At 41.9% G+C, this 23,268-nt stretch carries 21 protein-coding genes; 6 read left to right on the top strand and 15 right to left on the bottom strand.

Going from position 1 to position 23,268, the window contains the following annotated elements:
- Window positions 1-4 precede the first annotated feature (4 nt).
- From NCWK1_RS06545 to gvpN, 12 genes are all read right to left on the bottom strand, one after another.
- Window positions 5-5,242: a GAF domain-containing protein gene (locus tag NCWK1_RS06545; protein ID WP_103124160.1), complete on the bottom strand. Its 5,238-nt coding sequence runs from the start codon at window positions 5,240-5,242 to the stop codon at window positions 5-7.
- A 51-nt stretch (window positions 5,243-5,293) separates the two neighbouring features.
- Window positions 5,294-5,812 (bottom strand): chemotaxis protein CheW, encoded by a 519-nt coding sequence (locus NCWK1_RS06540; RefSeq protein WP_103124159.1) that lies wholly within the window; start codon window positions 5,810-5,812, stop codon window positions 5,294-5,296.
- 14 nt (window positions 5,813-5,826) lie between these two features.
- Complete coding sequence (locus tag NCWK1_RS06535) at window positions 5,827-6,189, bottom strand: response regulator transcription factor (RefSeq protein WP_096576401.1); 363 nt, start codon at window positions 6,187-6,189, stop codon at window positions 5,827-5,829.
- Between the two features lie 144 nt (window positions 6,190-6,333).
- A complete protein-coding gene (locus NCWK1_RS06530; protein ID WP_103124158.1) occupies window positions 6,334-7,644 on the bottom strand; it encodes a response regulator in 1,311 nt (436 codons plus the stop codon).
- A 436-nt stretch (window positions 7,645-8,080) separates the two neighbouring features.
- Window positions 8,081-8,776 (bottom strand): gas vesicle protein GvpC, encoded by a 696-nt coding sequence (locus tag NCWK1_RS06525; RefSeq protein WP_103124157.1) that lies wholly within the window; start codon window positions 8,774-8,776, stop codon window positions 8,081-8,083.
- Between the two features lie 78 nt (window positions 8,777-8,854).
- Window positions 8,855-9,076 (bottom strand): gas vesicle structural protein GvpA, encoded by a 222-nt coding sequence (gene gvpA / locus NCWK1_RS06520; protein WP_073640805.1) that lies wholly within the window; start codon window positions 9,074-9,076, stop codon window positions 8,855-8,857.
- A 241-nt stretch (window positions 9,077-9,317) separates the two neighbouring features.
- Window positions 9,318-10,007, bottom strand: a complete 690-nt coding sequence (locus tag NCWK1_RS06515; RefSeq protein ID WP_103124156.1) for a GvpL/GvpF family gas vesicle protein — start codon at window positions 10,005-10,007, stop codon at window positions 9,318-9,320.
- Window positions 10,008-10,163: 156 nt separating this feature from the next.
- Window positions 10,164-11,987 (bottom strand): AAA family ATPase, encoded by a 1,824-nt coding sequence (locus tag NCWK1_RS06510; RefSeq protein ID WP_103124155.1) that lies wholly within the window; start codon window positions 11,985-11,987, stop codon window positions 10,164-10,166.
- A gap of 167 nt (window positions 11,988-12,154) precedes the next feature.
- The gene (gene gvpF, locus NCWK1_RS06505) at window positions 12,155-12,925 is read right to left on the bottom strand and encodes a gas vesicle protein GvpF (protein ID WP_103124154.1); all 771 of its coding nucleotides are present in this window, start codon (window positions 12,923-12,925) and stop codon (window positions 12,155-12,157) included.
- A 36-nt stretch (window positions 12,926-12,961) separates the two neighbouring features.
- Window positions 12,962-13,396, bottom strand: a complete 435-nt coding sequence (locus NCWK1_RS06500; RefSeq protein ID WP_103124153.1) for a gas vesicle protein K — start codon at window positions 13,394-13,396, stop codon at window positions 12,962-12,964.
- Window positions 13,383-13,730, bottom strand: coding sequence for a gas vesicle protein (locus NCWK1_RS06495; RefSeq protein ID WP_103124152.1), 348 nt, complete (start codon window positions 13,728-13,730; stop codon window positions 13,383-13,385). The genes NCWK1_RS06500 and NCWK1_RS06495 overlap by 14 nt, the downstream gene beginning before the upstream one ends.
- Window positions 13,727-14,899 (bottom strand): gas vesicle protein GvpN, encoded by a 1,173-nt coding sequence (gvpN, locus tag NCWK1_RS06490; RefSeq protein ID WP_103124151.1) that lies wholly within the window; start codon window positions 14,897-14,899, stop codon window positions 13,727-13,729. The genes NCWK1_RS06495 and gvpN overlap by 4 nt, the downstream gene beginning before the upstream one ends.
- 212 nt (window positions 14,900-15,111) lie before the next feature.
- On the opposite strand from gvpN, the gene NCWK1_RS06485 reads away from it, so the two are divergent.
- From NCWK1_RS06485 to NCWK1_RS06475, 3 genes are all read left to right on the top strand, one after another.
- Window positions 15,112-15,360, top strand: a complete 249-nt coding sequence (locus NCWK1_RS06485) for a gas vesicle protein GvpG (RefSeq protein WP_103124150.1) — start codon at window positions 15,112-15,114, stop codon at window positions 15,358-15,360.
- A 182-nt stretch (window positions 15,361-15,542) separates the two neighbouring features.
- Entirely contained in the window at window positions 15,543-15,860 is a 318-nt protein-coding gene (locus NCWK1_RS06480; RefSeq protein ID WP_245894847.1) for a type II toxin-antitoxin system TacA family antitoxin, read from the top strand.
- On the top strand, window positions 15,860-16,369 hold the full coding sequence (locus NCWK1_RS06475; protein WP_103124149.1) for a GNAT family N-acetyltransferase: 510 nt from the start codon (window positions 15,860-15,862) through the stop codon (window positions 16,367-16,369). The genes NCWK1_RS06480 and NCWK1_RS06475 overlap by 1 nt, the downstream gene beginning before the upstream one ends.
- A gap of 9 nt (window positions 16,370-16,378) precedes the next feature.
- Here the strand turns inward: NCWK1_RS06475 and NCWK1_RS06470 are convergent, their stop codons facing one another.
- On the bottom strand, window positions 16,379-17,416 hold the full coding sequence (locus NCWK1_RS06470) for a PDDEXK nuclease domain-containing protein (protein WP_103124148.1): 1,038 nt from the start codon (window positions 17,414-17,416) through the stop codon (window positions 16,379-16,381).
- A gap of 141 nt (window positions 17,417-17,557) precedes the next feature.
- Here NCWK1_RS06470 and NCWK1_RS06465 point away from each other — a divergent pair, with 141 nt between their 5' ends.
- Both NCWK1_RS06465 and NCWK1_RS06460 read left to right on the top strand, forming a co-directional pair.
- Window positions 17,558-17,923, top strand: a complete 366-nt coding sequence (locus NCWK1_RS06465) for a pentapeptide repeat-containing protein (protein WP_245894846.1) — start codon at window positions 17,558-17,560, stop codon at window positions 17,921-17,923.
- A 47-nt stretch (window positions 17,924-17,970) separates the two neighbouring features.
- Window positions 17,971-18,204, top strand: a complete 234-nt coding sequence (locus tag NCWK1_RS06460) for a hypothetical protein (protein WP_103124147.1) — start codon at window positions 17,971-17,973, stop codon at window positions 18,202-18,204.
- A gap of 268 nt (window positions 18,205-18,472) precedes the next feature.
- Here the strand turns inward: NCWK1_RS06460 and NCWK1_RS06455 are convergent, their stop codons facing one another.
- Window positions 18,473-18,757: a hypothetical protein gene (locus tag NCWK1_RS06455; RefSeq protein WP_103124146.1), complete on the bottom strand. Its 285-nt coding sequence runs from the start codon at window positions 18,755-18,757 to the stop codon at window positions 18,473-18,475.
- Window positions 18,758-18,802: 45 nt separating this feature from the next.
- Window positions 18,803-20,674 (bottom strand): ArsA family ATPase, encoded by a 1,872-nt coding sequence (locus NCWK1_RS06450; protein ID WP_103124350.1) that lies wholly within the window; start codon window positions 20,672-20,674, stop codon window positions 18,803-18,805.
- 290 nt (window positions 20,675-20,964) lie between these two features.
- On the opposite strand from NCWK1_RS06450, the gene NCWK1_RS06445 reads away from it, so the two are divergent.
- Window positions 20,965-23,268 (top strand): WD40 repeat domain-containing protein (locus NCWK1_RS06445; RefSeq protein WP_422730838.1); only part of this gene is annotated, 2,304 nt, incomplete at its 3' end.

The raw sequence follows: 23,268 nt of genomic DNA, 5'->3' as shown, positions 1-23,268 counted from the left end.
GAGATTAGTCAACTTTGAACTGGCTAACGCTGGTTTCCAGTTGTTGTGAAGTCATCCGTAGTTCCTCAAAAGACTCGGAAATGTGGATGGCACTTTGCGAAGTCTTGCGAGCGATCGCCGAAACATCCATCATCGCTTCTGTCAACATCTGAGATTGCTGACTTTGAGTGGAAACTGCTTGGGTAATTCCTTGCACCAGTCCACCAATTTCGTTGGTAGCTGCCACGATCGCACTCAGGGAATGACGAGTCTCATCGATTAAGTTCGAGCCTTGGACAACTTGGGTAATCCCTACTTCCATTGCTTCGGTAACTTCGTTGGTTCCACTTTGAATTTCTTGCACGAGTCGCTCAATTTCTGTGGTAGCACTCGCTGACTGATAAGCCAGGGAACGAACTTCATCTGCAACCACCGCAAAGCCTTTGCCGTATTCTCCAGCACGGGTAGCCTCAATCGCCGCATTGAGAGCCAGTAAGTTAGTTTGAGTGGCAAAGTTTTCAATCAAACTCACTACTTTCGAGATTTTCTGAGAAGCTTCACCGAGGCGTTTAATCTTCTTCGCTGTTTCGGATACAGTTTCCCGAATCTCCAAAATACCTTCTACCGTTCTTTCCATCAGCGAATCGCCAGCTTGGACGGTTTTATTAGCTTCTTGAACCGCCTGTCCTACTCTTTGGGCATCAACAGCAACTACCTGGGTGGAAGTTACCATCATTTGTAATTGTTCCAAAGCACGTTCGAGCCGTTCTGCTTGCTGTTGAGCTTGGTTAGATAGTTTTACTACTGAGGTAGTGTTATTGCTGGAATTTTCACTCACCTTGCTGGCAGCAATCTGCACTTGTCGCACTAAATCCCGCAAGCTTTGGATCGTAGTATTGTAACCATCAGCGATTGTGCCAATTTCATCTTCAGATAAGGGAGCGCGAACGGTGAGATCGCCCCTGAAGGATGGTTCCAAAGCCATGAGAACGCGTATTGCTCCTTGTTGGAGTTTTTCCCGGGCAGTACGTTCGCGCTCTGCTGCTTCTGCTAGTTGCTGCTCTTGAGTACGCACCTGTTTGAGGTATTCTGCAAGATTGAGGGCAATACCAATCTGGACGCTGGCTTGGTTGAGAACATCCTCCTCAGATTGCTCCCACTGGCGCGATGCGCTATTTTGATAAACTCCCATCAGCCCCCATAACCGATCTTCTTGAAAAATCGGCGCAATCATGTAGGCTTTAGTTCCCCATGTTTCTAACAATTGAATGTGGCATTCGTCATGACCGACACTATATATATTGTCAACCCGCAAGCTTTCTTTGCGGGCATAACGCCCGCCTTTGTTGTACTGGAGAAACGTATCTCTAACTCTGGCAAGGCTAGTTCCCACAAGCTTCGGCCAATCTCCAGTCACAGACTCAACTACAAATTCTCCAGACCAGTCAGGCTCAAAACGGTAAACTCCAACTCGATCTACTTTCAGCAGTTGCCGAAGTTCGTGGGTGGCAAACTGGACAAATTCTAGAACATCACCATGAGTTTGGGCCATCTCTGTTAACCGACTTGGCAAGCGATAGGAAAATCTGGCGTTTGCTACTTCCCGTTCCGCCAGTTTGATCAGTTCCTCATTCTTATTTAAGGTTTGTTGTAAGTATTGCGATTGCTGGACGGCTACCCCAAACTGCGTACCGATTTTCGCTACCAAGTTGATTTCATTATCTTGCCATTGCCGCGGCCCGTCATTCTGATATGCTCCTAACAAACCCCAAAGCTTGTTTCCGGCAATAATCGGGGTGATGATATAAGCTCTAATCTGGAATTGTTCGAGAATTTTTATGTGGCACTGGGCATGACCAGAAGTGTAAATGTCATTGATGACAAAGCTCTCGTTGTGGCGATAGCGTCCACCTTGGGTTTGTTGTAGGTGTTCGTCTTCCCATACAGTCCTGATATCGGGGCCAACCAAAGCTACCCATTCACGACTTACGGATTCGGCAATAAACTCCCCACCCCAATCTGGATTGAAGCGATACACTGCAAGCCGATCGCATTCCAGGTGCGATCGCAATTCTGGTAAGGCGTTGCGGAAAATCGTATCTAGCTCTTGAACTTGGCGGATTTTTTCTGAGAGCCTTGTCAATGCTCGTTCCCCTTCTGCGGTTCGCGCTAACTCTGCATTCTTGTTTTTGAGCTGTTCGATATACTTAATCTGCTGCAAGCCTATACCCATTTGCACAGCTACTTTTCGCAACAGTTGCACATCCTTGGATTTCCACTGCCGAGACCCGCTATTTTGGTATGCTCCTAAAAAGCCCCAAAGTTTGCTGCCCTTAAAGATAGGAGCAATCATGTAAGCTTTGGCCTGGATTTTTTCTAATATCTCTAGGTAGCACGGAACGTGCCCGACAGTGTAAATATCATCGACAACAAAGGTTTCATGATTGCGATAGCGTCCGCCCTGAGTTTCTTGTAAGTGGTCGTCCATCCAAATCGTTTTGATGTCGGAACCAGCTAAAGACAACCATTTATCTTTTACGGATTCAGCAATAAACTCCACACTCCAGTCGGAATTAAAGCGAAATACTGCTAGGCGATCGCATTGTAGTTGTTTGCGTAAACTTGGCAGCACATTCTCGAAAATTGTGTCTGTATCCTGTGCCTGACGGATTTTTTCTACCATCGCCGTCAGCACTTGTTCCTCTTCTGCTGTTCGCGCTAACTCAGCATTCTTCGTTTTCAATTCTTCAATGTACTCGGCTTGCTGCACGCTTAAACCCAACTGAATGCCCAATTTGGTCAGCAATCGCACCTCCTCGGAATTCCACTGGCGCGGGCTGCTATTTTGGTAAGCTCCTAGCAAACCCCAAAGTTTGTTGCCAGCAAAAATAGGTGCGATGGTGTAGGCTTTAGCCTGGAACTGCTCTAACAAGTCGATGTGGCACTGGGCATGACCAACAGTATAGATGTCATTGACGACAAAAGTTTCATTGTTGCGATAGCGTCCGCCTTGGGTTTGCTGTAGGTGTTCGTCTTCCCATACGGTTTTGATATCAGGGCCAACCAGAGACACCCAGTCGCTTCCTACAGATTCAGCGATAAATTCACCACCCCAATCTGGATTGAAGCGATATATTGCTAGGCGATCGCATTTTAACAACTGCCGCAATTCTGCCAAAGTAGTGCGGTAAATTGTTTCTGGCTGTTGGGAATGAAGCATTCTCTCCGTCATTCGGGCGATCGCGTTTTCTACTTCAGCTACTTGGGTCATTTCTAGATTTTTTAACCGTAGCTGTTCGATATATTCAGCTTGCTGGAGGGCAATACTCAACGATTCGCCGATTTGCAACAAAGCGCCAGTCTCTTCATCAGTCCATTTGCGAACATCAGAATTTTGATAGGCTGCTAACAAACCCCAAAGCTTACCAGTGCGGAAAATAGGAACAATGATGTATGCTTTGGCTTGGAATTTTTCTAATGCTTCTACATAGCAAGGTGAAAAACCAGCAGCATAAATATCATTGACTTTGCGGAAGCGCCTTTCTTTGGCGTAGATTCCACCCTGCGTTTCCTTGAGATATGTATCGGGATCGAGTTTTCCAGGGGAGCCATACTCCTTCACATGGCAACGCTCTGAAGTTACCATGCCTGTTTTTAAAATGCTTTCTTGTTCCTGAATATCCAACAGGGACGACCAACCCGCAGCCACAGATTCAGCGATAACTTCTCCACTCCAGTCTGGATAGAATTGATAAACGATCGCGCGATCGCATTTTAAAAATCGCCGCAATTCTTGGGTTGTAGTGCGGAAAAGGGTGCGAAGCTCCGTTGCTTGCCCAATCTTTTCAATGATGCCGAAAACAGTACGTTCTCGTTCGACAAGTTTGGCTGACTCTTCAGAGCGTTGATAAAGTTGTTGCTGATATTGCAACTGTTGAATAGCAATACTAGATAGAGATGCCACTTGCACCATCAGTCGCACTTCACTATCTCTCCACTGACGAGACTGCGAATTTTGATAAGCAGCCAGCAAACCCCACAACTTTTCGCCCTGGAAGATGGCAACAATAATATAAGCTTTGGCTTGATAGCTTTCTAAAACTTTGATGTAGCAGTCAGAAAAACCTGCACTGTAAATATCATTAGTGACTCGATAAATCTGTCCGCGATGGAAGGTTTTGCCTTGGGTGTGCTGAATGTAGCTATCGTGCGATCGCCCTGTTGTCCCAACTAATCCCCCTTCCTCTGCAAAGTTCCTCACACTGCAATAGTTAACGTTATTAACAATTGCCGGGTTGTTTCGCTGTTCTTCTAATAAAGAAACCCACTCAGATCCAACAGATTCAGCAACAAATTCCCCACTCCAATCAGGATTGAAACGATAAATTGCCACGCGATCGCATTTTAATGACTGTCGCACTTCTTGAGTGGCAATCCGAAAGATGGTATCCACATCTTTAGACTGGAGAATTTTACTCGCTACATCGGTAAGAATTTGGTCTTTTTCTACTTCTTGTTGCAATGTAGCTTGAATCGCGGCAACTTGCAGTTGTGCTTCTAATTCCTGTGTGAGTAATTTTAGTGACTTAATTTCCGCATTCTGCCACTGACGAGGTGCAGTACATTGCTGCACTACCAACAAACCCCAAACCCCATCTTTTGTTAAGATTGGCAAGCTCAAACAAGCTCTAACCTGAAACCGATCTACAAGCTGTTTTTGGTAAGGAGACAAGCTTGCAGTGTAGGTATCTGGAATTGCGACTAATTTTTCTTGTTGATAAAGTTTGCTAGAACCTAACCCAAAAGTCACGACGGGTAATTTTTCCTTCAGCATTGGGGTAAAGCCATCCCTCATCGCCTCGGCAGCAACTATCCCCAGGGTTGGATTGGTAAACTCATACACCACCACGCGATCGGCTTGCAGGGCGTTTTGTACCTCCATGACAGCAGTAGCAAGCAAAGTATCTAGATCGGAAAATTGACGGATTTTGCTGGCGATCGCCTGTACTTGGTCTACCTCTAATCCATCTCCTTTGTCTTGATATGGCAACACACTTACCAATTCTTTTAACTTGCGGATTCTGTCTCGCAATGGCCCTGTTTCCACCCAATCAGCTTGATCTAGTTCAGTTCGCAATTCTTCGAGAGTGGAGATCAGCTGTTGTGTAGGTAAACCAACGGTATGCCCGTTACTGATGTCCTGATGACCGTTGCTTGAAGTTGAGTGTGGTTGGTTAGGTCTAAGATTGGGTTGCGTTACCATAATCTTTCTTGCTATTAAAGTTGTCGGAGTTAATAAGTAGAATGCAGAGTGTTAAAGAGACTGAAGGGCTTGAATCACAGTATGGGTGTCAACTAACATCAAAGGGCTACCTTGAGCATCCATAAAGTAACCCTGTAAGAAAGATTTGAGTCGGGCGGGTAACATCGATGCCGAAATCGCTAACCGTTCTTGGGAATCGTAAACTTCAATGGTATTGACTTGCTCTACCAACAGCCCGACAGTTTGATTTTGGACTTGAACCAGCATCGCCATGCCAGAGTTGCGTACATTTTCTCGCCGACACCAGTGTGTTGCTCCCAGTAAACCTGCTAAATCGAGAATCCAGATAGCTTCTCCCCGCCAATTCATGATGCCTAACAAGAATTCTTCGGTCTGCGGCACAGGTAAAATCTCTGTGAGTGCAACTTGAATTACTCCCCGCAAATCGGCTAGTGGGAGTAAGCCATTGACCTTTCCATTCAATGGAAATCTTAAAAACCTCTGGTTGTTTCCTTGGGGAGAGTTTTCCAGAATGGGTAGCGCTCTAAAGCTATCATTGCCCTGTACCATTGCCTCAGCTTCCTTTAGCGAATAAATTTACTAACAGTCTGGAGCAAGGTATTTTCATCTACAGGTTTGACTAAATAGGCATCGGCACCACTCATATTGCCCCAAGTTCTATCAACATCTGTGTTTTTAGTTGAGCAAATCACTACTGGGATTGCTTTTGTTATCGGATCGGCTTTCAACTTGCGGCAGAACTCAAATCCACTTTGGCCTGGCAAAATCAAATCCAGTAGAATCAAGTCAGGTTTTTGTTGTTTCAACCGCAGTTGAGCCTCTTCACCACTGCGAACTTCATAAACTGAATATCCTCCTTGCTCTAGGAAACGTGTCATCTTTTCGGATTCTGTGAGGCTATCTTCAACTAAAAGAACTTTTTTCATTTTTATTCCTAACTATTTAATTCAGAATTTAAAAATAGGGAACAGGGAAGAGGTATTTTCATTGCAAGTTTAGTGAGATGTTCCCGTGATTGACTGTCTTGAAAATTGGTGTAGGGGAGCCACTGGCATCACTACTGGTTCAACCTAAACGGTTAAATACTTGTGAAGCATATTGAGAACTTTTTCTGCCTCTACAGGTTTACCCAAAAAGTCAGTTGCCCCTACTAATTTCGCTCGCATCCGATCTACTATTCCATCTTTCCCCGTTAAGATGACAACCGGCACATCTTTGAGACTTGGAGTTTTGCGGATTTGAGAACAAATTTCATAGCCATTCACTTTTGGCATCAAAAGATCCAAAAAAATGAAGTCGGGCTTGCTTTTAATTAGCCTTAAAACTGCCGTCAAAGAGTCTTGAATGCCAACAAAGCGATAATTTTGATGGGTGAGAATTTCCTCCAAACTGCGGCAGATCGTCGGACTATCATCCACACAGGCTACTAAAGGCCTAGAGACATCAATAATTGCTTTGCTTGCTGCTGGGGGTGCAGTTTGTATAACAGTGTTCTCTTCTGTCTTCCGTGAAGAAATAGGATTATTAACTGTACTAGACGGACTGACAATTTGTTTGCTAGTCGCTGGGGGTGCAGTTTGGATAACAGTGTTTTCTTCTGTCTTCAGTGAAGAATTGGAATTATTAACTGTACTGGATAAGTTGCCAGTTTCCTGGCTAATCCCAACTTTTCTGGGGTTTGGGCTGGGTGAAAAAGCGATCGCTCCTGCTTTTACTAATGGCATCAAGAACCGAGTCAAAGCTAAGACATCCCGACCAGTTTTTTGCCCTAGACCTCGTAAAGTTTTTGTGCCATCAACTAGAGAAATAATCTGTTTAGAAGATGCTTGTCCTTGGAGTAGCTCAAGTTGTTGAATGACAGGATATACATTAGGCGAGTAACTTGCTAATCCTGCATCTCGCCATTCTTGCCAGGCTTGTGTAGCCTGTTTTAAGACTTCCTCAGTTGGTATTACAGCTAAGAGAAACCCAGGAACTGCACCAACAACGGTAGTAGGTGACAACTGCCCTGCTGGACTGTTGGCAATTCTTGTGGCTTCAATGTGCTGCATTATATCAAACAGAACTTCAGCTATTAAGCTTGTAATCAGGCTAACAAGTTGTTGTTGTTCGATTAATTTTTGTTCTCGCAATTTAGCAAGAATGCAATACTCTCGATAACTTTCCTGGGGAGAGACAAGCCCTTCCAACTTTGTCACATCCAGAAGAGGACAGTACTGCGACAAGTATCGTCGCCATCGCTCATCGGCATTAGAACCGCCAGCCTGCCAAATTAATCTTCCTAAACGAAAGTATAGCGTCCAAGTCGGCCCGTCCCTTGCTTCAAGATTCAGCCTGCCTGTGAATAATTTAGTTTGAAGTTGCTCGATCAATTGATGCACAATGGATCGCGCCTCCTTATATATCGTGAGTTTTGCATTTAGATTAGAATTTCTCAAACAATCCAGCTTATTAACCTCATCGTGCGATCGCCAATAGCACAGTTCAAAACTTCGATCTATCTACCCCAACTTGTTATTTCCAATCCGAATATTTTTAAAGTTCAAAGTCAGAAGCTCGAACAAAAATTTAAGCTCTTTTTCTAATTAGCAATAAATTATATATATTATTTTGACAATGTTACATATACTGAAAATATTGCTTGTATAGATATAGTTGGAATACAGACCTTGAAAAGATGGAAATGTTGAATAATACAAAGCATAGACCAGCTTTAATGCTTATCGATTGTGTACTATGCCTGCTGAATAAAAAAGGCACAAACGATCGCCTAATTGCTAGTCTGTAAATACAAAAAGTCAGCTTGAATCAAGTTTATTAAGAAATTGCTTGTTGCCGAATAAAGTATTGGCGATCGCGTTGTTCTAGTACTCCTTGCTTGATTAAAGAGCGCAGGATATCTATCGTTTGCACTCGGCTTAAGCCCATTACTTCTTCAATTTCTATTAGAGTAGCTCCTTCAGCTTGCTGAATATATTGCTGCACTTTAGATTTAGTATCTGCATTCAACGCAGGCACTTTCCTCGTCATAGTATTGACGGCAGGACGAAAACCAGAGGTTTTAATTCCAGAACGAGACATTGCCCATTTTGGAACTGTTGCCACTAATTTCTCTGTTTTAGCAGGAGGTGGGGCAACTACTTGTTCATGAATGCGCTCGCCCCAAACATTTTTATGTAAAATTGCCCGGAAATTTTGCAAATCTTGGAACAATGCCTGAGCCTTCGCTGCCCGCTGTTGGCGGTATTCTTGTTGGCGTTGGCAGACATCTGTTTTTATTTGCAATATTTCCAATTGCCGCTCTACAATCTCTTGTTGAAATTGTTGCTGTTGTAAGTTTCTGTTGTTATGAAGGCTGCTAACAAAACTGCTCAGTTCTTGATGAAGCAAATCTGCTTGCAACTGAAGTTCTTGTTGAGTTAACTGTTTCCACTGGTTAACCTGTTGACGGCGTTCAGCAGTTATTTGCAATCGCTGCGATCGCTCTTGTTCCCATAAATTTTTGAGAGCCATCAGCTGAAATCTCCTATTTTGTTAACTAGAAACATTAAATGGGAGCCATGAATAAAGACTCCCTTTTTTAATGTGGTGTTAAGCAGCAGATGGAACAGCAGCCTGAGATGTTAAACCAACTGCCTCTGCATATCTTAAGTAAGTTTCAACTGAAGCAATCACAATACGAGCTTCTATTGCTAGTAGTTCAATACCAACTAAAGAAACACGAACCCAAGCATCAACTACAATTCCTTTATCTAAAATGCGGTCAATAACTTCAGCTAAACTTGAAGATGAGTTAACTTTTTCAACAGCCATTTTATTTTCCTCACATAACTCTAATTATTGGTTTCAACTTGCTCCGATTGAGCAGTAGGTAAAACTTACACAATGTGTTTTATTCTTCCTGGATTTAGTGTTCCCAAAAATATAAGATAAATAGAACAAAATAAAAAAATACTAAAAAGTTAACAATATTTTTTAGACAACAAAAATAAAAGAAAAAATCATCTAGTCTTTATTTTTTCTTGACAAGCTTTAAATATTATTTTTTATGAATTTATCCGAGAGTATTTTTGAGAAAGTGATAGGGTGGCAGAGGTTCACTCAGTGCCAATTGCCAGTGCGAGCATTGTACTTGCCAAAGGGAAAATTGCTCTGTACTGACCGTTGAATTGTTGCGCTGTGTTAAAAAGTGAATTTGTCGCACATCTGGCTGTCGAGTCTCACAGGTAACGTTTGTATAGGTTTTGAGAATTAACTGGTTCAAGAGTTCCCACTGTTCGCATTGTTGTGCTTGAAATGCTTGCTGTGTTTGGTAGCGTTGTTTTTTAGCTAATAGATAGGCTTTTCCTTTAGCATCAATAGTGTCAGAATCGTCAAGTAAATTACAGGGTGTAGCTTTTAAAGTGTACTCAACTTTGTCTCTTAGCTGAGTTAGGGTTTCTAGATATTGCTGTTGGTGCTTTTCTAGATGATTCAGCAGTTTTTCTTGCGAGGTAAAACCGTTCCCAAAGCGTAGGGGAAGAAGGGGAGTTTGTAGAAAGAGTTCTCGAATTACACGATCGTGGTTTAATACAGCTTGAAGTAAACGCTCATCCTTTGCTTGTAATGCTTCCAGTGAGATTTCCGGCTCTACGATCGCGGCTAAACCAGAAGAGTAAACGAGTTCAGTATTCCTTTCCATCCCTAAAGGTAGAACAAGCGGTGATGCGATCGGTACTAGAAGAGCATAGGCGTATATTGACATAAACTTGGGATACTTATTAAGTAATTACTACCCATTCGTAATGAAAAAACGTAAGATGCAGCAAGGCTTTCAGAGTTTACATCTGTTTCAGAATTTTAGTGAATTGGTACAACCTTGGTTTTTCCCTACACCCCACACCCTACACCCTACACCCTTTTATTCAGATTGATGCTGATTAGCAAGCATCTGATGTGTAACTTGAAAATCATCATTTGTAATCTGAATCAGGCTAGAGTCGCTTAATCCTTGAGCGCGGTAGCGACGAATTGCGCTTAAAGCAGCTTGATTGCTCAATAAAGCCAAATCTGCCCCATTCCAGCCCTCGGTAACTGTCGCCCAGGTTTCTAAATCGACATCAACCAAGGGACGATCTAGATTGTGAACTTGTAAAATAGCTAATCGACTGGTTCGATCTGGTAGATCGATTTTGATTTGTAAGTCCAATCTTCCGGCTCTAAGTAAGGCAGGATCGAGGGTTTCTGGACGATTGGTTGCTCCTACTAACAATACTTTCGGGCATTCATGCAACCCATCTAATTCGGTGAGCAGTTGACCGACAACGCGATCGCTAACTCCAGAATCACCACTGAATCGTCCCCGTGCTGGTGCTAGAGTATCAATTTCATCTATAAACACAACGCAAGGTGCTGCTTGTCGAGCTTTGCGAAAGAGTTCTCTGACTGCCTGTTCTGCGGCACCTACCCATCGGCTGAGTAATTCCGGGCCATTCACAGCAATAAAGTTGGCTCTAGCCTGAGAAGCGATCGCTTTTGCCAGTAATGTTTTTCCTGTTCCCGGCGGCCCCCACAACAGAATCCCACGGGGAGGCTTGGCTTTAGTTTGTTCGTATAGTTCGGGATATAGAAGTGCGCCCTCTACAGATTCCTGAAGTTTTTGTTTCACCTCATCCAAACCACCAATGTCATTCCAACTCACATTTGGTGCTTCAACTGCTACAGATCTGAGAACTGAGGGTTTTATTTCCTTAATTGCTTCGAGAAAATCCTGCTGCATGACAGTCATGTTCTCAGGAATCGGACTGTTGAGCGAGGGGACTTGACGACGCAGGGCAATGTAAGCTGCTTTTTGACAAAGTGCTTTAATATCAGCACCGACAAAACCGACAGCCAAATCAGCGATCGCTCCTAAATCAACCGCAGTCTCCAAGGGCATGGCATTTGTTAAAATCGTGAGAATTTCTAACCGTCCATTGCGATCGGGAACTTGAAAATGAACTTCGCGATCGAAGCGTCCCGGACGACGCAGCGCCGGATCGAGATAATCGGGACGATTTGTTGCTGCTAGTACGAGTACGCCCTCGGTTTTAGCAAACCCATCCATTAACCCAAGCAACTGCGCTACTAGTCTTTTTTCAACTTCACCTTCTACTTGGCTGCGATCTGGGGCGAGACTGTCAATTTCATCAATAAATATCAGACAGGGAGCAGAACGAGTTGCTTTCTCAAAAATGCTTCGTAAACGAGCTTCTGCTTCCCCGTAATACTTGCTCATCACCTCTGGGCCATTGATGGCAATGTAGTTTAACTCTAACTCTTCTGCCAAAACACGGGCTGTTAAAGTTTTTCCCGTACCGGGCGGGCCAACTAGTAAAACCCCACGCGGAGGTTCTAACCCTAATTTCACCAATAAATCTGGACGTTTTAGAGGAATTTCAACTAACTCTCTGATTTCTTGGAGAACATCACCCAAGCCGCCGACATCTTGCCAAGAAGTTTTTGAGTTCGTCCGAGCTGATGGTGGGGTGACATCAGTGTCATCCATTGGTGTAGCTGCATTGGTGGAATTGGATCTGACTCGGCTGGAATTATTTGTTCTCGGAATATTGCCTTGTCGAGGAATACTACTAAGATTATGGGAGCGAATTTGAATAGAAGTTTTTAACTCGCCTTTCTCTGCTTTTTCTTCTAATGCTTTGGCAATTTCTAATAGCTGTTCAAATCCTTTAAATATGTCGTCCATTGATTTTATTTAAATAAAAGGCAGATAGGACTTAAGCAAAATTATGAAAAAACGAACCGCAAAGGACACAAAGGACACAAAGTAAAGAGGGTTTTAGAGAGTTCTTGTGTAAGCCCTGACAGAGAAAATTTAATTTCTAATTCCAAAGTTTCAATTTTTATTGCTGTTTAGTTGGAACTGAATAATCGCAGGCGAGCAAAGTTAAAAGGGGCAGTGAAATTGTTGTAGCGAATTCGCAAACGTTCTTCAAATTGACGATCAAGTGCTTCAACCTGTTCGCTAAATTGTGATTCTGCTTCCCAAGGAATTAGGTAGGCTGCGTTGTAAATCATTGTGTCCATTTGGGGAGTATTTTCCACCATATCGATCGCAATGGAGTTGAGAGTGCCTTGAAATAAATTTATGATGCCTTGTTTGCGATCGCTCATTCCCTGTTCGATGGCTTGTCCTATTTGGATTACCTGCTCCATATTCAGAGGTTGACCGACTAGCTTATCCCTTTCGGTTTTGAGATTTGGGTGTTCTGCTAACAATCCCTGAATTTCTGCCTCGGTATTCCAAAAAACTTTGACACTAACTTCTCGGCGACCTGATAACTTTGCTAGCAATTGCGTCAATTCTTCTTGATGAGGACGAATTAATTGCTCTGAAAACGTTTCCCAGCTTGCAACCAAAAGTCCAAATTGCACGGGCAGTAAATTGCGTTGGCGTAGCCCGTCGTAGACATCGCCTGCTTGCATAATGTCCTCAAGGACTTTTTCATGACTTAGCAGGTTACGACGGCTTGCTAAATAACGCTCTTGCTGTGCTTCGGAGTAGATGACTGCAAAATCATCCAAAATTTTAATTTGTACGGGTTGCCGATCTAACCCTTCTAAATTTAAATCTTGCGGAGCAGGCAAGGTCAAAATTCCATAAATGTAAAAGCCATAACTCATAACAATGTCTTACCAATAAGAATGTAGATAAAAAATTTACAGGGGTTTAGAGGTGAGTACTAATCTTAACTTGGCGTGAACTAAGTTTAATTGAGCCAGTCCTAAGTCCAAGTCACCTTCAACTACCACACCCGTATTTAATAGGCGATCGAGGAGTTCTAGAATAGAGGGTTGGCTAGAGGTTTCACCGGGGTAGTATCCTCCAGATTGGGGAAGTAAAGTTCCCATTTCACCCAAGTTAATATTTAGATCGGCTGGGTCAATATCAAATACCTCGCAAAGCTTAATAACCTGTTGTTCAAGCTGTTGCAGGCTTTCGGCAGCTCGATCTAACTCAGAGTCACTGAGGTTGCCAGCATCCATACGCCGAATCACCTGAGCTTCCATGAGTTGGCGTATCAGTTCAACAACCGTCAATAACAACGGTGCTAAACCTGAATCGGAACCTTTTGATTTACTAATCGCCTGCATTCTGATGATTAATAGGATTGAGTGCTTTGAGCGATCGCAGTTCTGTTTCTAGACTGGCAACACGCTCTTGAAGTTGTTGATTAGTTGTTAATAAGGTGCGAGTTTGACTATTAAGATAGGGGTCGCTCTCCCACCAGTTAATTCCAATCTCTTTGGCTTTATCAACAGAAGAAATCAACAAACGAATCCGAATGTTGAGCAGTTCTGTGGAGCCGACGGAAACAGAAATATCTCCTGCGATCACAATGCCTTTATCTAAAACCCGTTCGAGGATATCTGCCAAGGTAGAACCTTGAGTTGCTGTGATAACTCCCGGGTTAGTATGAGTACTCATTTGTTTATTAAATGGCCTGAATCAAAAGCCACTTGTGATATGTTTGGCAGTTCAGTATTACCCTGCATTTGCAATAATACTCCTTGCTCTCTGAGAGACTTGAGTGCAGCTACAATTTGACTGCGATCGATCCCTAATTCTGTTGCCAAATCAGAGAAACGCCTTCCTGGAGACTTGCACAGGTAGTTGTAGACTTCATGCTCGTAAGGTACTCGTTGTGCCAATACAATCTGATTTTGACTGTCTGGTATTATCTCTTCTGCCGGCTGAGATTGAGTATTTGTACTATGATACAATTCACGCAAAACCTCTTCCAGTAGCCGAGTTGCTTCCATACGAGGTTGATTCGTGCGAGAAAGCAGGATATCAGCACAAATATCTTGGAAGTTAGGCTCTTCAAAGTTTACGAAAATTTCATGCTCGTGGCAGATTCTAGCAATCATCAGACAGGAACGTAACCCACCGCCTTGTCCAGAGGCAGAGCGACTCCAAAACATCCGCACCAAGCGCACGATTTTGTCTGCTTTCTCAGAATCTATGCCTGTTTTATGAACTACAATCTCCTGCTGAGTGAGTTCATCAGGTGGAGGCATATCGATGGTAATCACACGATCCATCAAAGCATCCTGAGTTGCATGGACTCCACAATACTCTTGAGGATTTGATGTTAAGATTGCCCGAAACTGAGGATGAACCCTGATATACTCGGCTCGATGTTGGTTTGTTGGCAAGACTAACAACCTCTCCTCAAGTACGGAGAGTAAAACGTTATTTACCTCCGGGTGCGATCGATTAAATTCGTCGTAAACCAGCGTAAATCCTTCTTTACAAGCTAGGGTTAATCGGGCATCAACCCAGTGTTGTCGGAGTTCGTCCTCAACTTTCACAACGCTGTGGATGAAGTTATCAACAACCTTTTTACGGGTATAACCTAATTGATTACCAATCAAGTCTGAGGTTTTAAACTCATCATCTCCAAATAAGAGGATGATAGGCTGGTTGAGCAAATCAGCTAGATGCATTGCCAGAGTAGTTTTTCCGACTCCAGCCGCACCACGTAAATGTACTGAAAAACCTGACTGTAGATAGCGCAAAGCACGTTGAGCGACGCGTTGAATAGCTGGGGTATTGACAAATCGTTGGGGAGATGCATTTAATACTGTTGTCAAGCTCTAAGTACCTCCTAAGTAGGAATTTTCTAAAAAAGTAATTTTTTGCACATTGGATATATAAAATACGGATGTCAATAAGCCTTAACTGGACTCAAATCCCATGCATTTTGGCATCAACACAAGACTAGTAATGTTTAATATCTATGTCATCAGCATGATTACGGTCTTGCGAGGACAGCTTTAATAAATCTACACGAGTGTAAAGTTATATGGTTCTGCGCTTCTTACTATTACCAATTACTGGCCCATTAATGGGGGTAACGTGGCTTGGGGAAAAAATTTTAGAACAAGCGAGTACTGAAATTGATGATAAAGAAAATCTCAGCAAGCAACTTCTTGCACTCCAACTTGCTTTTGATATGGGAGAAATTCCGGAAGAAGAGTTTGAAATTCAGGAAGAAGCTCTTTTATTAGCGATTCTGGAAGCAGAACAGCAGGGAACAGGGTTGGGGGAATAGGGCGTTGCATAAATGCGGGATGATTTTTTCACGCAGAGGCGCAGAGACGCAGAGAGGAAAAGAGTCTTTTCCCGATATTTTCACTAATACATGAGATGTGTTGACGTTGTATATACAATATTCTATATTAGATATTAAGCATTACTGAAGTAAGGTTGCAGCTTACTTTGGTAATGCTTAATATGACACATAAACATGGAAGTTACTTAATGGTTGCCCGTTCTAAAATGGATAATCTTGGTCGTAATCAAGTAATTAATATTAGAGTTCAAGAACAACAACGGGATTTAATTGACAATGCGGCTGCGATTCTTGGTAAAAGCCGTTCTGACTTTATGTTAGAGGTAGCCTGTAGAGAAGCTGAAAAAGTCATCTGTGACAAAACCTTCTTTGCATTAGATCAAGAAAAATATCAAGAATTTATTACTATTTTGGACTCACCACCTAAAGCGAATGAAGAAATTCGTAAACTCTTAAATACTAAATCGCCTTGGGATTGATGACAAACAAAACGAAAATGATTAATGCTCCTCAGCCTGTTACTAAAGACCATGATGTATCAGAGTTTGAATCCAAATCAGAAGCCTTGAATAGCTGGCTGAAGGAGAGAGCTTTGAAAAGTGAGGGGGATACAGCCAGAACATTTGTAGTAACAGTTGAAAATAAAGTCATAGGCTATTACTGTTTAGCAACAGCTTCTGTAACTCATTTAGCATCTGTTAGCAAAGCTAAACGGAACGCACCAGACCCTATACCGTGTATGCTTATCGGTAGGATAGCTGTAGATACCAAATGGGAAGGACAAGGTATAGGGTCTGGTTTATTAAAAGATGCTATTAAACGGATTTTATCAGTCTCTCAAATAGCTGGTGTTAGATGTATTTTGGTTCACGCTAAAGATGAAGAAGCTAAAAAATTTTATTTAAAACGTGGGTTTCAAGCATCACCAATAGAACCATTCACACTAATGATGACTTTAAAAGATATTCGAGCAAGCATTGTAGATTAACCTACACTACTACTCCTTTTCTTCATTATCTACTTCTACAGACAAATTCTCCAATTCTGCTTCCAACTGCTCAATAGTTGGTAAATTTGTTTGTAACTCTTTGGGCAGTGATTTAGTAAGTTTAGTTTGCCATTCAGCAATACCAATTGGTTTATTGACATCACGCAGTGCATACTCAGCAATAATATTATCCTTACTTGCACACAAAATTAAACCAATGGAAGGACTATCTAGAGGAGATTTAAGTAAATCATCTACAGCCGAAAGATAAAAATTAATTTTTCCTGCATACTCAGGTTTAAATTTACCCGTTTTTAGTTCAATTACTACAAAACAATGTAGTTTTACATGATAAAAAAGCAGGTCTACATAAAAATCTTCATTTCCAACTTTTAAATTATATTGCTGTCCAACAAAGGCAAATCCCACACCTAATTCTAAAAGAAATTGGGTAATATGTTTAACAAGCTCTTTTTCTATTTCTCGTTCTTGTGCTGCTTCTCCTAAAGTTAAAAAATCAAAAATGTAAGGATCTTTTAAAGTCTCTCTAGCAATGTCTGATTGAGGAGAGGGTAATATAGCATCAAAGTTATTGACAGCTTTTCCCTGACGCTCAAAAAGTCTATTGTCAATTTGTAGAGTTAAAATATTGCGACTCCAACCATTTTCTATGGTCTTCTGGATGTACCATGACCGCTCAAAATTATTTTTAACTTTATCTAAAATTACACAGTTATGAAACCAGGGAATTAGTGCAGCAGCCTGCTGCACAATTTGTTCATCTGGGTAAGCTTCAGCAAAAGCCCGCATATACTTAAGATTACGTGCTGAGAATCCTTTCATCTGTGGGAAGGCTTCTTTTAAGTCCCTGGCAAGACGTTCGATAACTTTTGTTCCCCATCCCTGTTGTTGTTGTCGAAGAAGAATATCTCGCCCAATTTGCCAATAGAGCAATATCAATTCGCGGTTAATAGATAATGCAGCTCGTACCTGGGCGTTGCGTATGTGTTCTTTTAGCTCCTGCAAGAAATTGTCATAATTGTCCATTTCGGTTAATTCTTTGCCAGCTTACTGATAAATTATTGCCCCAACAGTGTACTTTCTACTTGTTTACAATCTAACTTGTCAAATTGTAAACATTTGAATTTATTAACGTGTACACAAGTTTATACGATCGCATCTGGTAATTTGAAAGCCAAAGTTATTGGTAAAAGCTGGCGAGTTACCCACAATATATGCTTGACTGTAAAATTGTGGCGTAGTACACTTGTACTTATTTTAGGTAAAAAAATGGCTAACAGAATATACTTGAGCTTACTGCAAAATGGAGAAGAGTGGAACAATAAAGTGGACTTAGATCCAAACTTTAAAGCCGATCTTAGCGATGCTGACCTTTCTGGACAAGATTTTTCTTACAGAAATTTTACAGGTGCTAATTTAGCTAATGTTAACTTTAATAAATGCAATTTAACAGGTGCTAATTTTGAGAAAGCTAATTTAGTGGGGGCTAAATTCTGGCAAAAGTTTTATTTAATTTCTCATTACCAGAAATAGTTTGATAAATTTTGTAGATTGCATCAAGAATATCGGATAAAACGAAAATGACAGAATCAAAAGAGATATGTACAGTCTACCTGGGAACTTGTGACAAAGATAATGATTATACATTATATGAAAATGGGCGTGTAAAACGTTTTTTTGATGAAAATATGTGGAAGTGCAATTTAACAGGTTGGCTTGAGGCAAGAAGCTTAAAAGATGATGTAAAGAAAGCTTTGCTTAATGAATGTCCTGAAGAACTAAAAGAAAAAGCTAAAAAACTGCTTTTTCCATAGCAATTTTTATTTTTCACAGGACTTACGCAACAATAACGTAATTTCGTCATTACGAGTGATAGCGTAGTAATCCCCCTGATGCTGGAATTGCTTACCGACACTCCGTTTCGCTCGCAATGACAATAATTTCTGAGCCTTTTGCTGATGATTTTGATAAAAGTTAAGAAAAAGTTTGATTAACTTACTAAAACGCTTGATTGGTAAGGATTCTAAAAGCCAATGCTTCGCAAGCAGGTTACGAAGAATAGACAAGCTGAAATATTAGTACTTAGTATTCCAATGTTATGGTGTTGAATTTTGGTGTATTGTCCTCCAAGCTAGTATTTGCTTGCTGATGGGTGATGTCTTCTTCAGCAATTGTTTGACTATTTAAAATAGCAAGACGCTGCTGAATCTGATGTCGGCGTGCTTCGAGTTTCTGTAGTTCCTGCTCTAAACGCTCTTTTTCCAACATCATTTTGTAAGCATTTAAATAAACTCTTGCTTGTGAACGTTGAGGAGGCATTGAGCTAAGTTTGGCTTGAATTTGTCCGCGATTTGGAGTGCGATGCATAATAAATTTCTCTGTGGGTATGAAAGTATTTAGTCTAATTAGTCTTTAAAATAAACAGGCCGCGGCTGCTTGGATGCGTTCTAAAGGCTGAACTGAGCGAGGAAGCAGTGGTAAGCGAACCATTGTCAAACCTGGAAAATCGCAATTAATGGTTGCTGTAGAAGTAAAGCGGTTGAGAACAACGTAATTCTGGCTTACACCTATTTCTTGCAGAGATTTAAACAAGCGATGTTGTTCGGCAAGTACGCTAGTCTGGTTAAGTGTAACGCCAATAAACTCTGCTTGTTGTGGGTCTTTTAGCACTTTTTGGGCTTTGACTACGCGCTGTCGCAAAGTTCGTAAACGCCCCATAAACTCTGTACGACCAAGGACATTTTGATACTTAATCCAGAGTTTGAAAATCCAAGCTAGCCAGTCTGCTAGTGCAGTTGGCATTTCTAGAAAACGCAGAAGGTGACCTGTAGGAGCAGTGTCTAAAATAATCAAGTCTTCTTCTTGTTGCTCTAGCAATTCCATTACTGTTAACAGGGAAAGCATTTCATCAATCCCTGGTAAAGCTTGCTCGACAATTTTACGCCAGGCAACAGGAGCATAGGCCATTTCAATAGCTTCGCTTGTTTGGGTTTCGCCACTCATCATTTCGGCTAGTTCCCACAGGTAATCGGCTCTGAATTGCTCCAGAAGGCGATCGCTATCTACTTCCTGACCTCGAAGATTGGCAGTTATTTGATATGGTTCGTGTCCAAAACTCAGACCAAAGGCATCACCCAAGGAGTGGGCTGGATCGATAGAAACCATACGAATTTTGCGATCGGGATGTTGTTGAGCCATAGCCCAACCAATCGCAGCTGCTACTGTAGTCTTGCCTACTCCACCTTTACCGCCAATTAATAACAGGCGACGACCTTGGTTCAGAAAATCCCCAAAACTAGGAGGAATTGTTTCCGGCCATTGAACTGGGAGTAGCTCAATAGGAGATAGGGGTTCCATCTGAGGAACATGGATTTGGTTGATCAGATGGCTGAGGGCTACAATTCCCAAAGGCTCCTGATCTTGCTGTGGCACGATAAAAATCGGCTTGCCGTTAGCAAGAGCCGTATACTGGCCGATTAGTGGTTGTTGTTCTTGGTAACGATCGCGGTCAGTCGCACTAGCAAGGACTTGGTTGACAAACAACCCTCCGCAAGGAACCTGCATGGCTTGTAGGGCTTCTAGAAATCGTTTTGACTCCAACCAACTCATTGGTTCGGCGATCGCAACTAACAAACAAGCTGTATGGGTAGGATCTTGAAGCAGACGACGACCTTGGGAAAGTTCAGCTTTTAGGGTTTGCAAAAATTCGTCAGCGCGATCGGGTGTGTAACTCCCGGCAAAGGTCTTACTAATATACCGATGCTTTTCTTGAAACAGTTCCAGAGAGTGCAGAAAAGTGTCTAAAAAATCCATCAATCCAAACAAGTTGAGAGTATGACCGCTAGGAGCCATATCCACTACTACTCGATCTACCTGCTGCTCGTTGAAAAGGCGTTGGATCTCTAACAAACCCATCAATTCGTCCAGTCCAGGCCAATTTAAATCCCAAACTGGCAGCAAGTCCTCTCCTTCCACAAAACTACCGCGCTCCACTAACAGTTCCAACACCTGACCGTAACGTTCTTTAAACTTTTGTAGTAAAAGCTTTGCATCCAACGCTCTTACTAGTAGATTGGGTAGTTCCGCTATGGGACGAGGAATGTCATCAACGCTAACTTGTAAGACATCTCCAAGAGAGTGAGCCGGATCGGTTGAGATTAAAAGAATTTGCTCGTTGACAAATTTCTGCGCCCAACGATATGCAAAGGTGCAGGAGATTGTTGTTTTTCCGACTCCACCTTTGCCACTAAACATAGCAAGGTGTAGGTTATCAAAAAGTTCCATCTCTTTTGTCATTTCCGGCGTTTTAGGATAAAGTTACTCCATATTTTTAAAAGTGACTTAAGTAATTTTGCTGAATAAAATTATTTAAAACCGAATTTAGGAACTAGAGGTGGGAAAAGGGAAAAGGTTAAAGGGGAAAGGGAAAATACCAAACCTTTTCCCCTTCCCCCTTTCCCGACTTCTGCAAGAAGTCTAGTAATTAATTTTGTTAAGGTACTTACAAAGATTAGCCAAAGAACTATAACTGAGGGAAAGACTGAGCCAGAGGTGTCCAAAGGGAAGGAGATAAGATGGTTAACAGTTCTGAAGGCAATATAAATACTGGATGTAATGTCCAAGGTATTTCTGAATACAACTTTTTTTCTGACAGTCAATCTGAAGACATTCATTGTCGTCCACTCAAAATAGATTCTCCTTACTTAGGGAGAAAAACTTTTGAAATTAAAGATAAAGACAAATTTTTTGGTCGGGATAAGTGGATTGCTAATCTAAGCGATCGCTTGGAAAAAGATAATGCTCTCTTGCTTTTAGGAGCAGCATACAGTGGCAAATCATCATTGATTTTAGCAGGTTTAATACCTTATTTAGGTTATCATAAAAATTCCTTAATTAATCTAACTTTTCAGCCAGATGTAAACCCTTTTGAATCTATTTATAAATGTCTTGATTTTACCTATTTAAAACAATTAAAAATAGCAAATATTAGTCAAGGAATAAGAGAAAATACCCTAATTAAAATTGTCAACTTACTCAAACAAGATTATGAGTGTGTTCTGATTTTGATTGACCGATTTGAAGAATTATTTACGAAAACTCAAAAGCCAGAACGTGACAAATTTGTTGATAATCTGTTTCAATTGAGCCAGCAGCAGGATAGCTCTGTCAAAGTTGTTTTAACAATGCGATCAGATTTTTTGGATAGATTTAGTGAGTATCCGCAACTGGCGAAGATCCACGATCGCTATAGTTGTATACTCACTAGAATGAGCGATGACGAATTAAAGTTAGCGATCGCTGAACCTGCTGCGAGAAATGGCGTTAGCTTTGAACAAGGACTAATCGAGCAAGTTATTGATGATTTTCACCAACAAGATGATTCTTTACCACTTCTGGAATACACTCTAGATGTACTGTGGAAAAATGAAAATCTTCAAAACCGGGTTCTGCAAACAAAGACTTATCAAGAATTAAAAGAGCAAATATTTGGTGATTTCAGCGAACAAGCTCATCAATTTATTAATCCTAGTGTTGGATGGTGCGAACCCCATTTGAGAGAAAAGGAACAAGAGATTCAAAAGTTACACCTGGCACTGACTGAATTAAAACTACGCGAACAATCCGCCAGGGTTTTGAATTTACTTCCTGTCCAACCGCTAGAGGGTTTGGTGCTGGCAATTCAAACAATGGGTGAGAATCTAGAGAAATATCCACACCAACTTCTAGCTCCTGTTTTGGGAAGCTTAAAGGAAGCAACGAACACACCTACAGAAGCAAACAGCTTACGCGGACACGAGCAAGAGGTGAATTGTCTGGCCTTTAGTCCTGATGGCAAGTTTATTGCTAGTGGCAGTAGCGATTCTACGGTGTGCTTGTGGAATATAGTTGGCAATCCTACTGCTCAATTTTTGTTGGGACATGAGCAAGAGGTGAATTGTCTGGCCTTTAGTCCTGATGGCAAGTTTATTGTTAGTGGCAGTATTGACGGAATTTTGTGTTTATGGGATTTACAAGGTAATCTCATGACTCAACCGTGGCAGGGACATGAGGAAGGAATTATTGCCGTCGCCTTTAGCTCAAATGGTGATTCTATTGTCAGTGTTGGTTTTGACGGAACGGTGTGTTTGTGGGATCTAGAAGGTAACGCTATTACTCAACCTTGGCGCGGACATAAGGAAGGAATTATTTCCGTCGCCTTTAGTCCCAATGGTGATTCTATTATCAGTGTTGGTTTTGACGGGACGGTGTGTTTGTGGGATTTACAAGGTAACGCCATGACTCAACCCTGGCACAAACATGAGGCAAAAATTATTTGCGTCGCCTTTAGCCCCGATCGCAAGTTTATTATCAGTGGTAGTAGTGATTCTACAGTGCGTTTGTGGGATATCCAAGGTAATCCCATCGGTCAACCTTGGCGCGGGCATGAAGGGCGTGTAAATTCTGTAGCATTTAGCCCTGATGGTAAGTTTATTATTAGTGGTAGCTGCGATCGCACAATACGCTTATGGGATATTGACGGCAACTCCATCACTCAACCTTGGCGCGGACATGAAGGACAGGTTAATTCCCTAGCCTTTAGTCCCGATGGCAAGCTGATTGTCAGTAGTAGCGATAAAACTGTGCGTTTGTGGGAGCTAGATCAAATACTACAAGATCGGGTCATCGGGCGATCGCAGCGCAAATATGAGAATTGGGTGAATTCTGTCACCTTTAGCCCTGATGGCAAGTGGATTGCCAGTGCTAGTAATGATTTTACAGTGCGCTTGTGGGATAGCAACGGCAACCCCATTGGTCAACCTTGGCGCGGGCATGAACAAGAAGTTAATTCTGTCGCCTTTAGCCCTGATAGTAAGTGGATTGTCAGTGCCAGCAATGAT

Source organism: Nostoc cycadae WK-1 (assembly GCF_002897135.1).
GTDB lineage: Bacteria > Cyanobacteriota > Cyanobacteriia > Cyanobacteriales > Nostocaceae > Nostoc_B.
Note: the sequence above shows the minus strand (reverse complement) of the source record. Positions and strands in the feature narration are given on the sequence as shown.

Bases quoted from the DNA above. Each gene is read 5' to 3' on its own strand.
- NCWK1_RS06545 (WP_103124160.1), bottom strand. From the start codon at position 5,242: ATGGTAACGCAACCCAATCTTAGACCTAACCAACCACACTCAACTTCA.
- NCWK1_RS06535 (WP_096576401.1), bottom strand. From the start codon at position 6,189: ATGAAAAAAGTTCTTTTAGTTGAAGATAGCCTCACAGAATCCGAAAAG.
- NCWK1_RS06480 (WP_245894847.1), top strand. From the start codon at position 15,543: ATGACACATAAACATGGAAGTTACTTAATGGTTGCCCGTTCTAAAATG.
- NCWK1_RS06450 (WP_103124350.1), bottom strand. From the start codon at position 20,674: ATGGAACTTTTTGATAACCTACACCTTGCTATGTTTAGTGGCAAAGGT.
- NCWK1_RS06495 (WP_103124152.1), bottom strand. From the start codon at position 13,730: ATGAGTACTCATACTAACCCGGGAGTTATCACAGCAACTCAAGGTTCT.
- NCWK1_RS06510 (WP_103124155.1), bottom strand. From the start codon at position 11,987: ATGGACGACATATTTAAAGGATTTGAACAGCTATTAGAAATTGCCAAA.
- NCWK1_RS06455 (WP_103124146.1), bottom strand. From the start codon at position 18,757: ATGCATCGCACTCCAAATCGCGGACAAATTCAAGCCAAACTTAGCTCA.
- gvpF (WP_103124154.1), bottom strand. From the start codon at position 12,925: ATGAGTTATGGCTTTTACATTTATGGAATTTTGACCTTGCCTGCTCCG.
- NCWK1_RS06460 (WP_103124147.1), top strand. From the start codon at position 17,971: ATGACAGAATCAAAAGAGATATGTACAGTCTACCTGGGAACTTGTGAC.
- gvpA (WP_073640805.1), bottom strand. From the start codon at position 9,076: ATGGCTGTTGAAAAAGTTAACTCATCTTCAAGTTTAGCTGAAGTTATT.
- NCWK1_RS06515 (WP_103124156.1), bottom strand. From the start codon at position 10,007: ATGTCAATATACGCCTATGCTCTTCTAGTACCGATCGCATCACCGCTT.
- NCWK1_RS06470 (WP_103124148.1), bottom strand. From the start codon at position 17,416: ATGGACAATTATGACAATTTCTTGCAGGAGCTAAAAGAACACATACGC.
- NCWK1_RS06525 (WP_103124157.1), bottom strand. From the start codon at position 8,776: ATGGCTCTCAAAAATTTATGGGAACAAGAGCGATCGCAGCGATTGCAA.
- NCWK1_RS06540 (WP_103124159.1), bottom strand. From the start codon at position 5,812: ATGGTACAGGGCAATGATAGCTTTAGAGCGCTACCCATTCTGGAAAAC.
- NCWK1_RS06475 (WP_103124149.1), top strand. From the start codon at position 15,860: ATGACAAACAAAACGAAAATGATTAATGCTCCTCAGCCTGTTACTAAA.
- NCWK1_RS06485 (WP_103124150.1), top strand. From the start codon at position 15,112: ATGGTTCTGCGCTTCTTACTATTACCAATTACTGGCCCATTAATGGGG.
- NCWK1_RS06500 (WP_103124153.1), bottom strand. From the start codon at position 13,396: ATGCAGGCGATTAGTAAATCAAAAGGTTCCGATTCAGGTTTAGCACCG.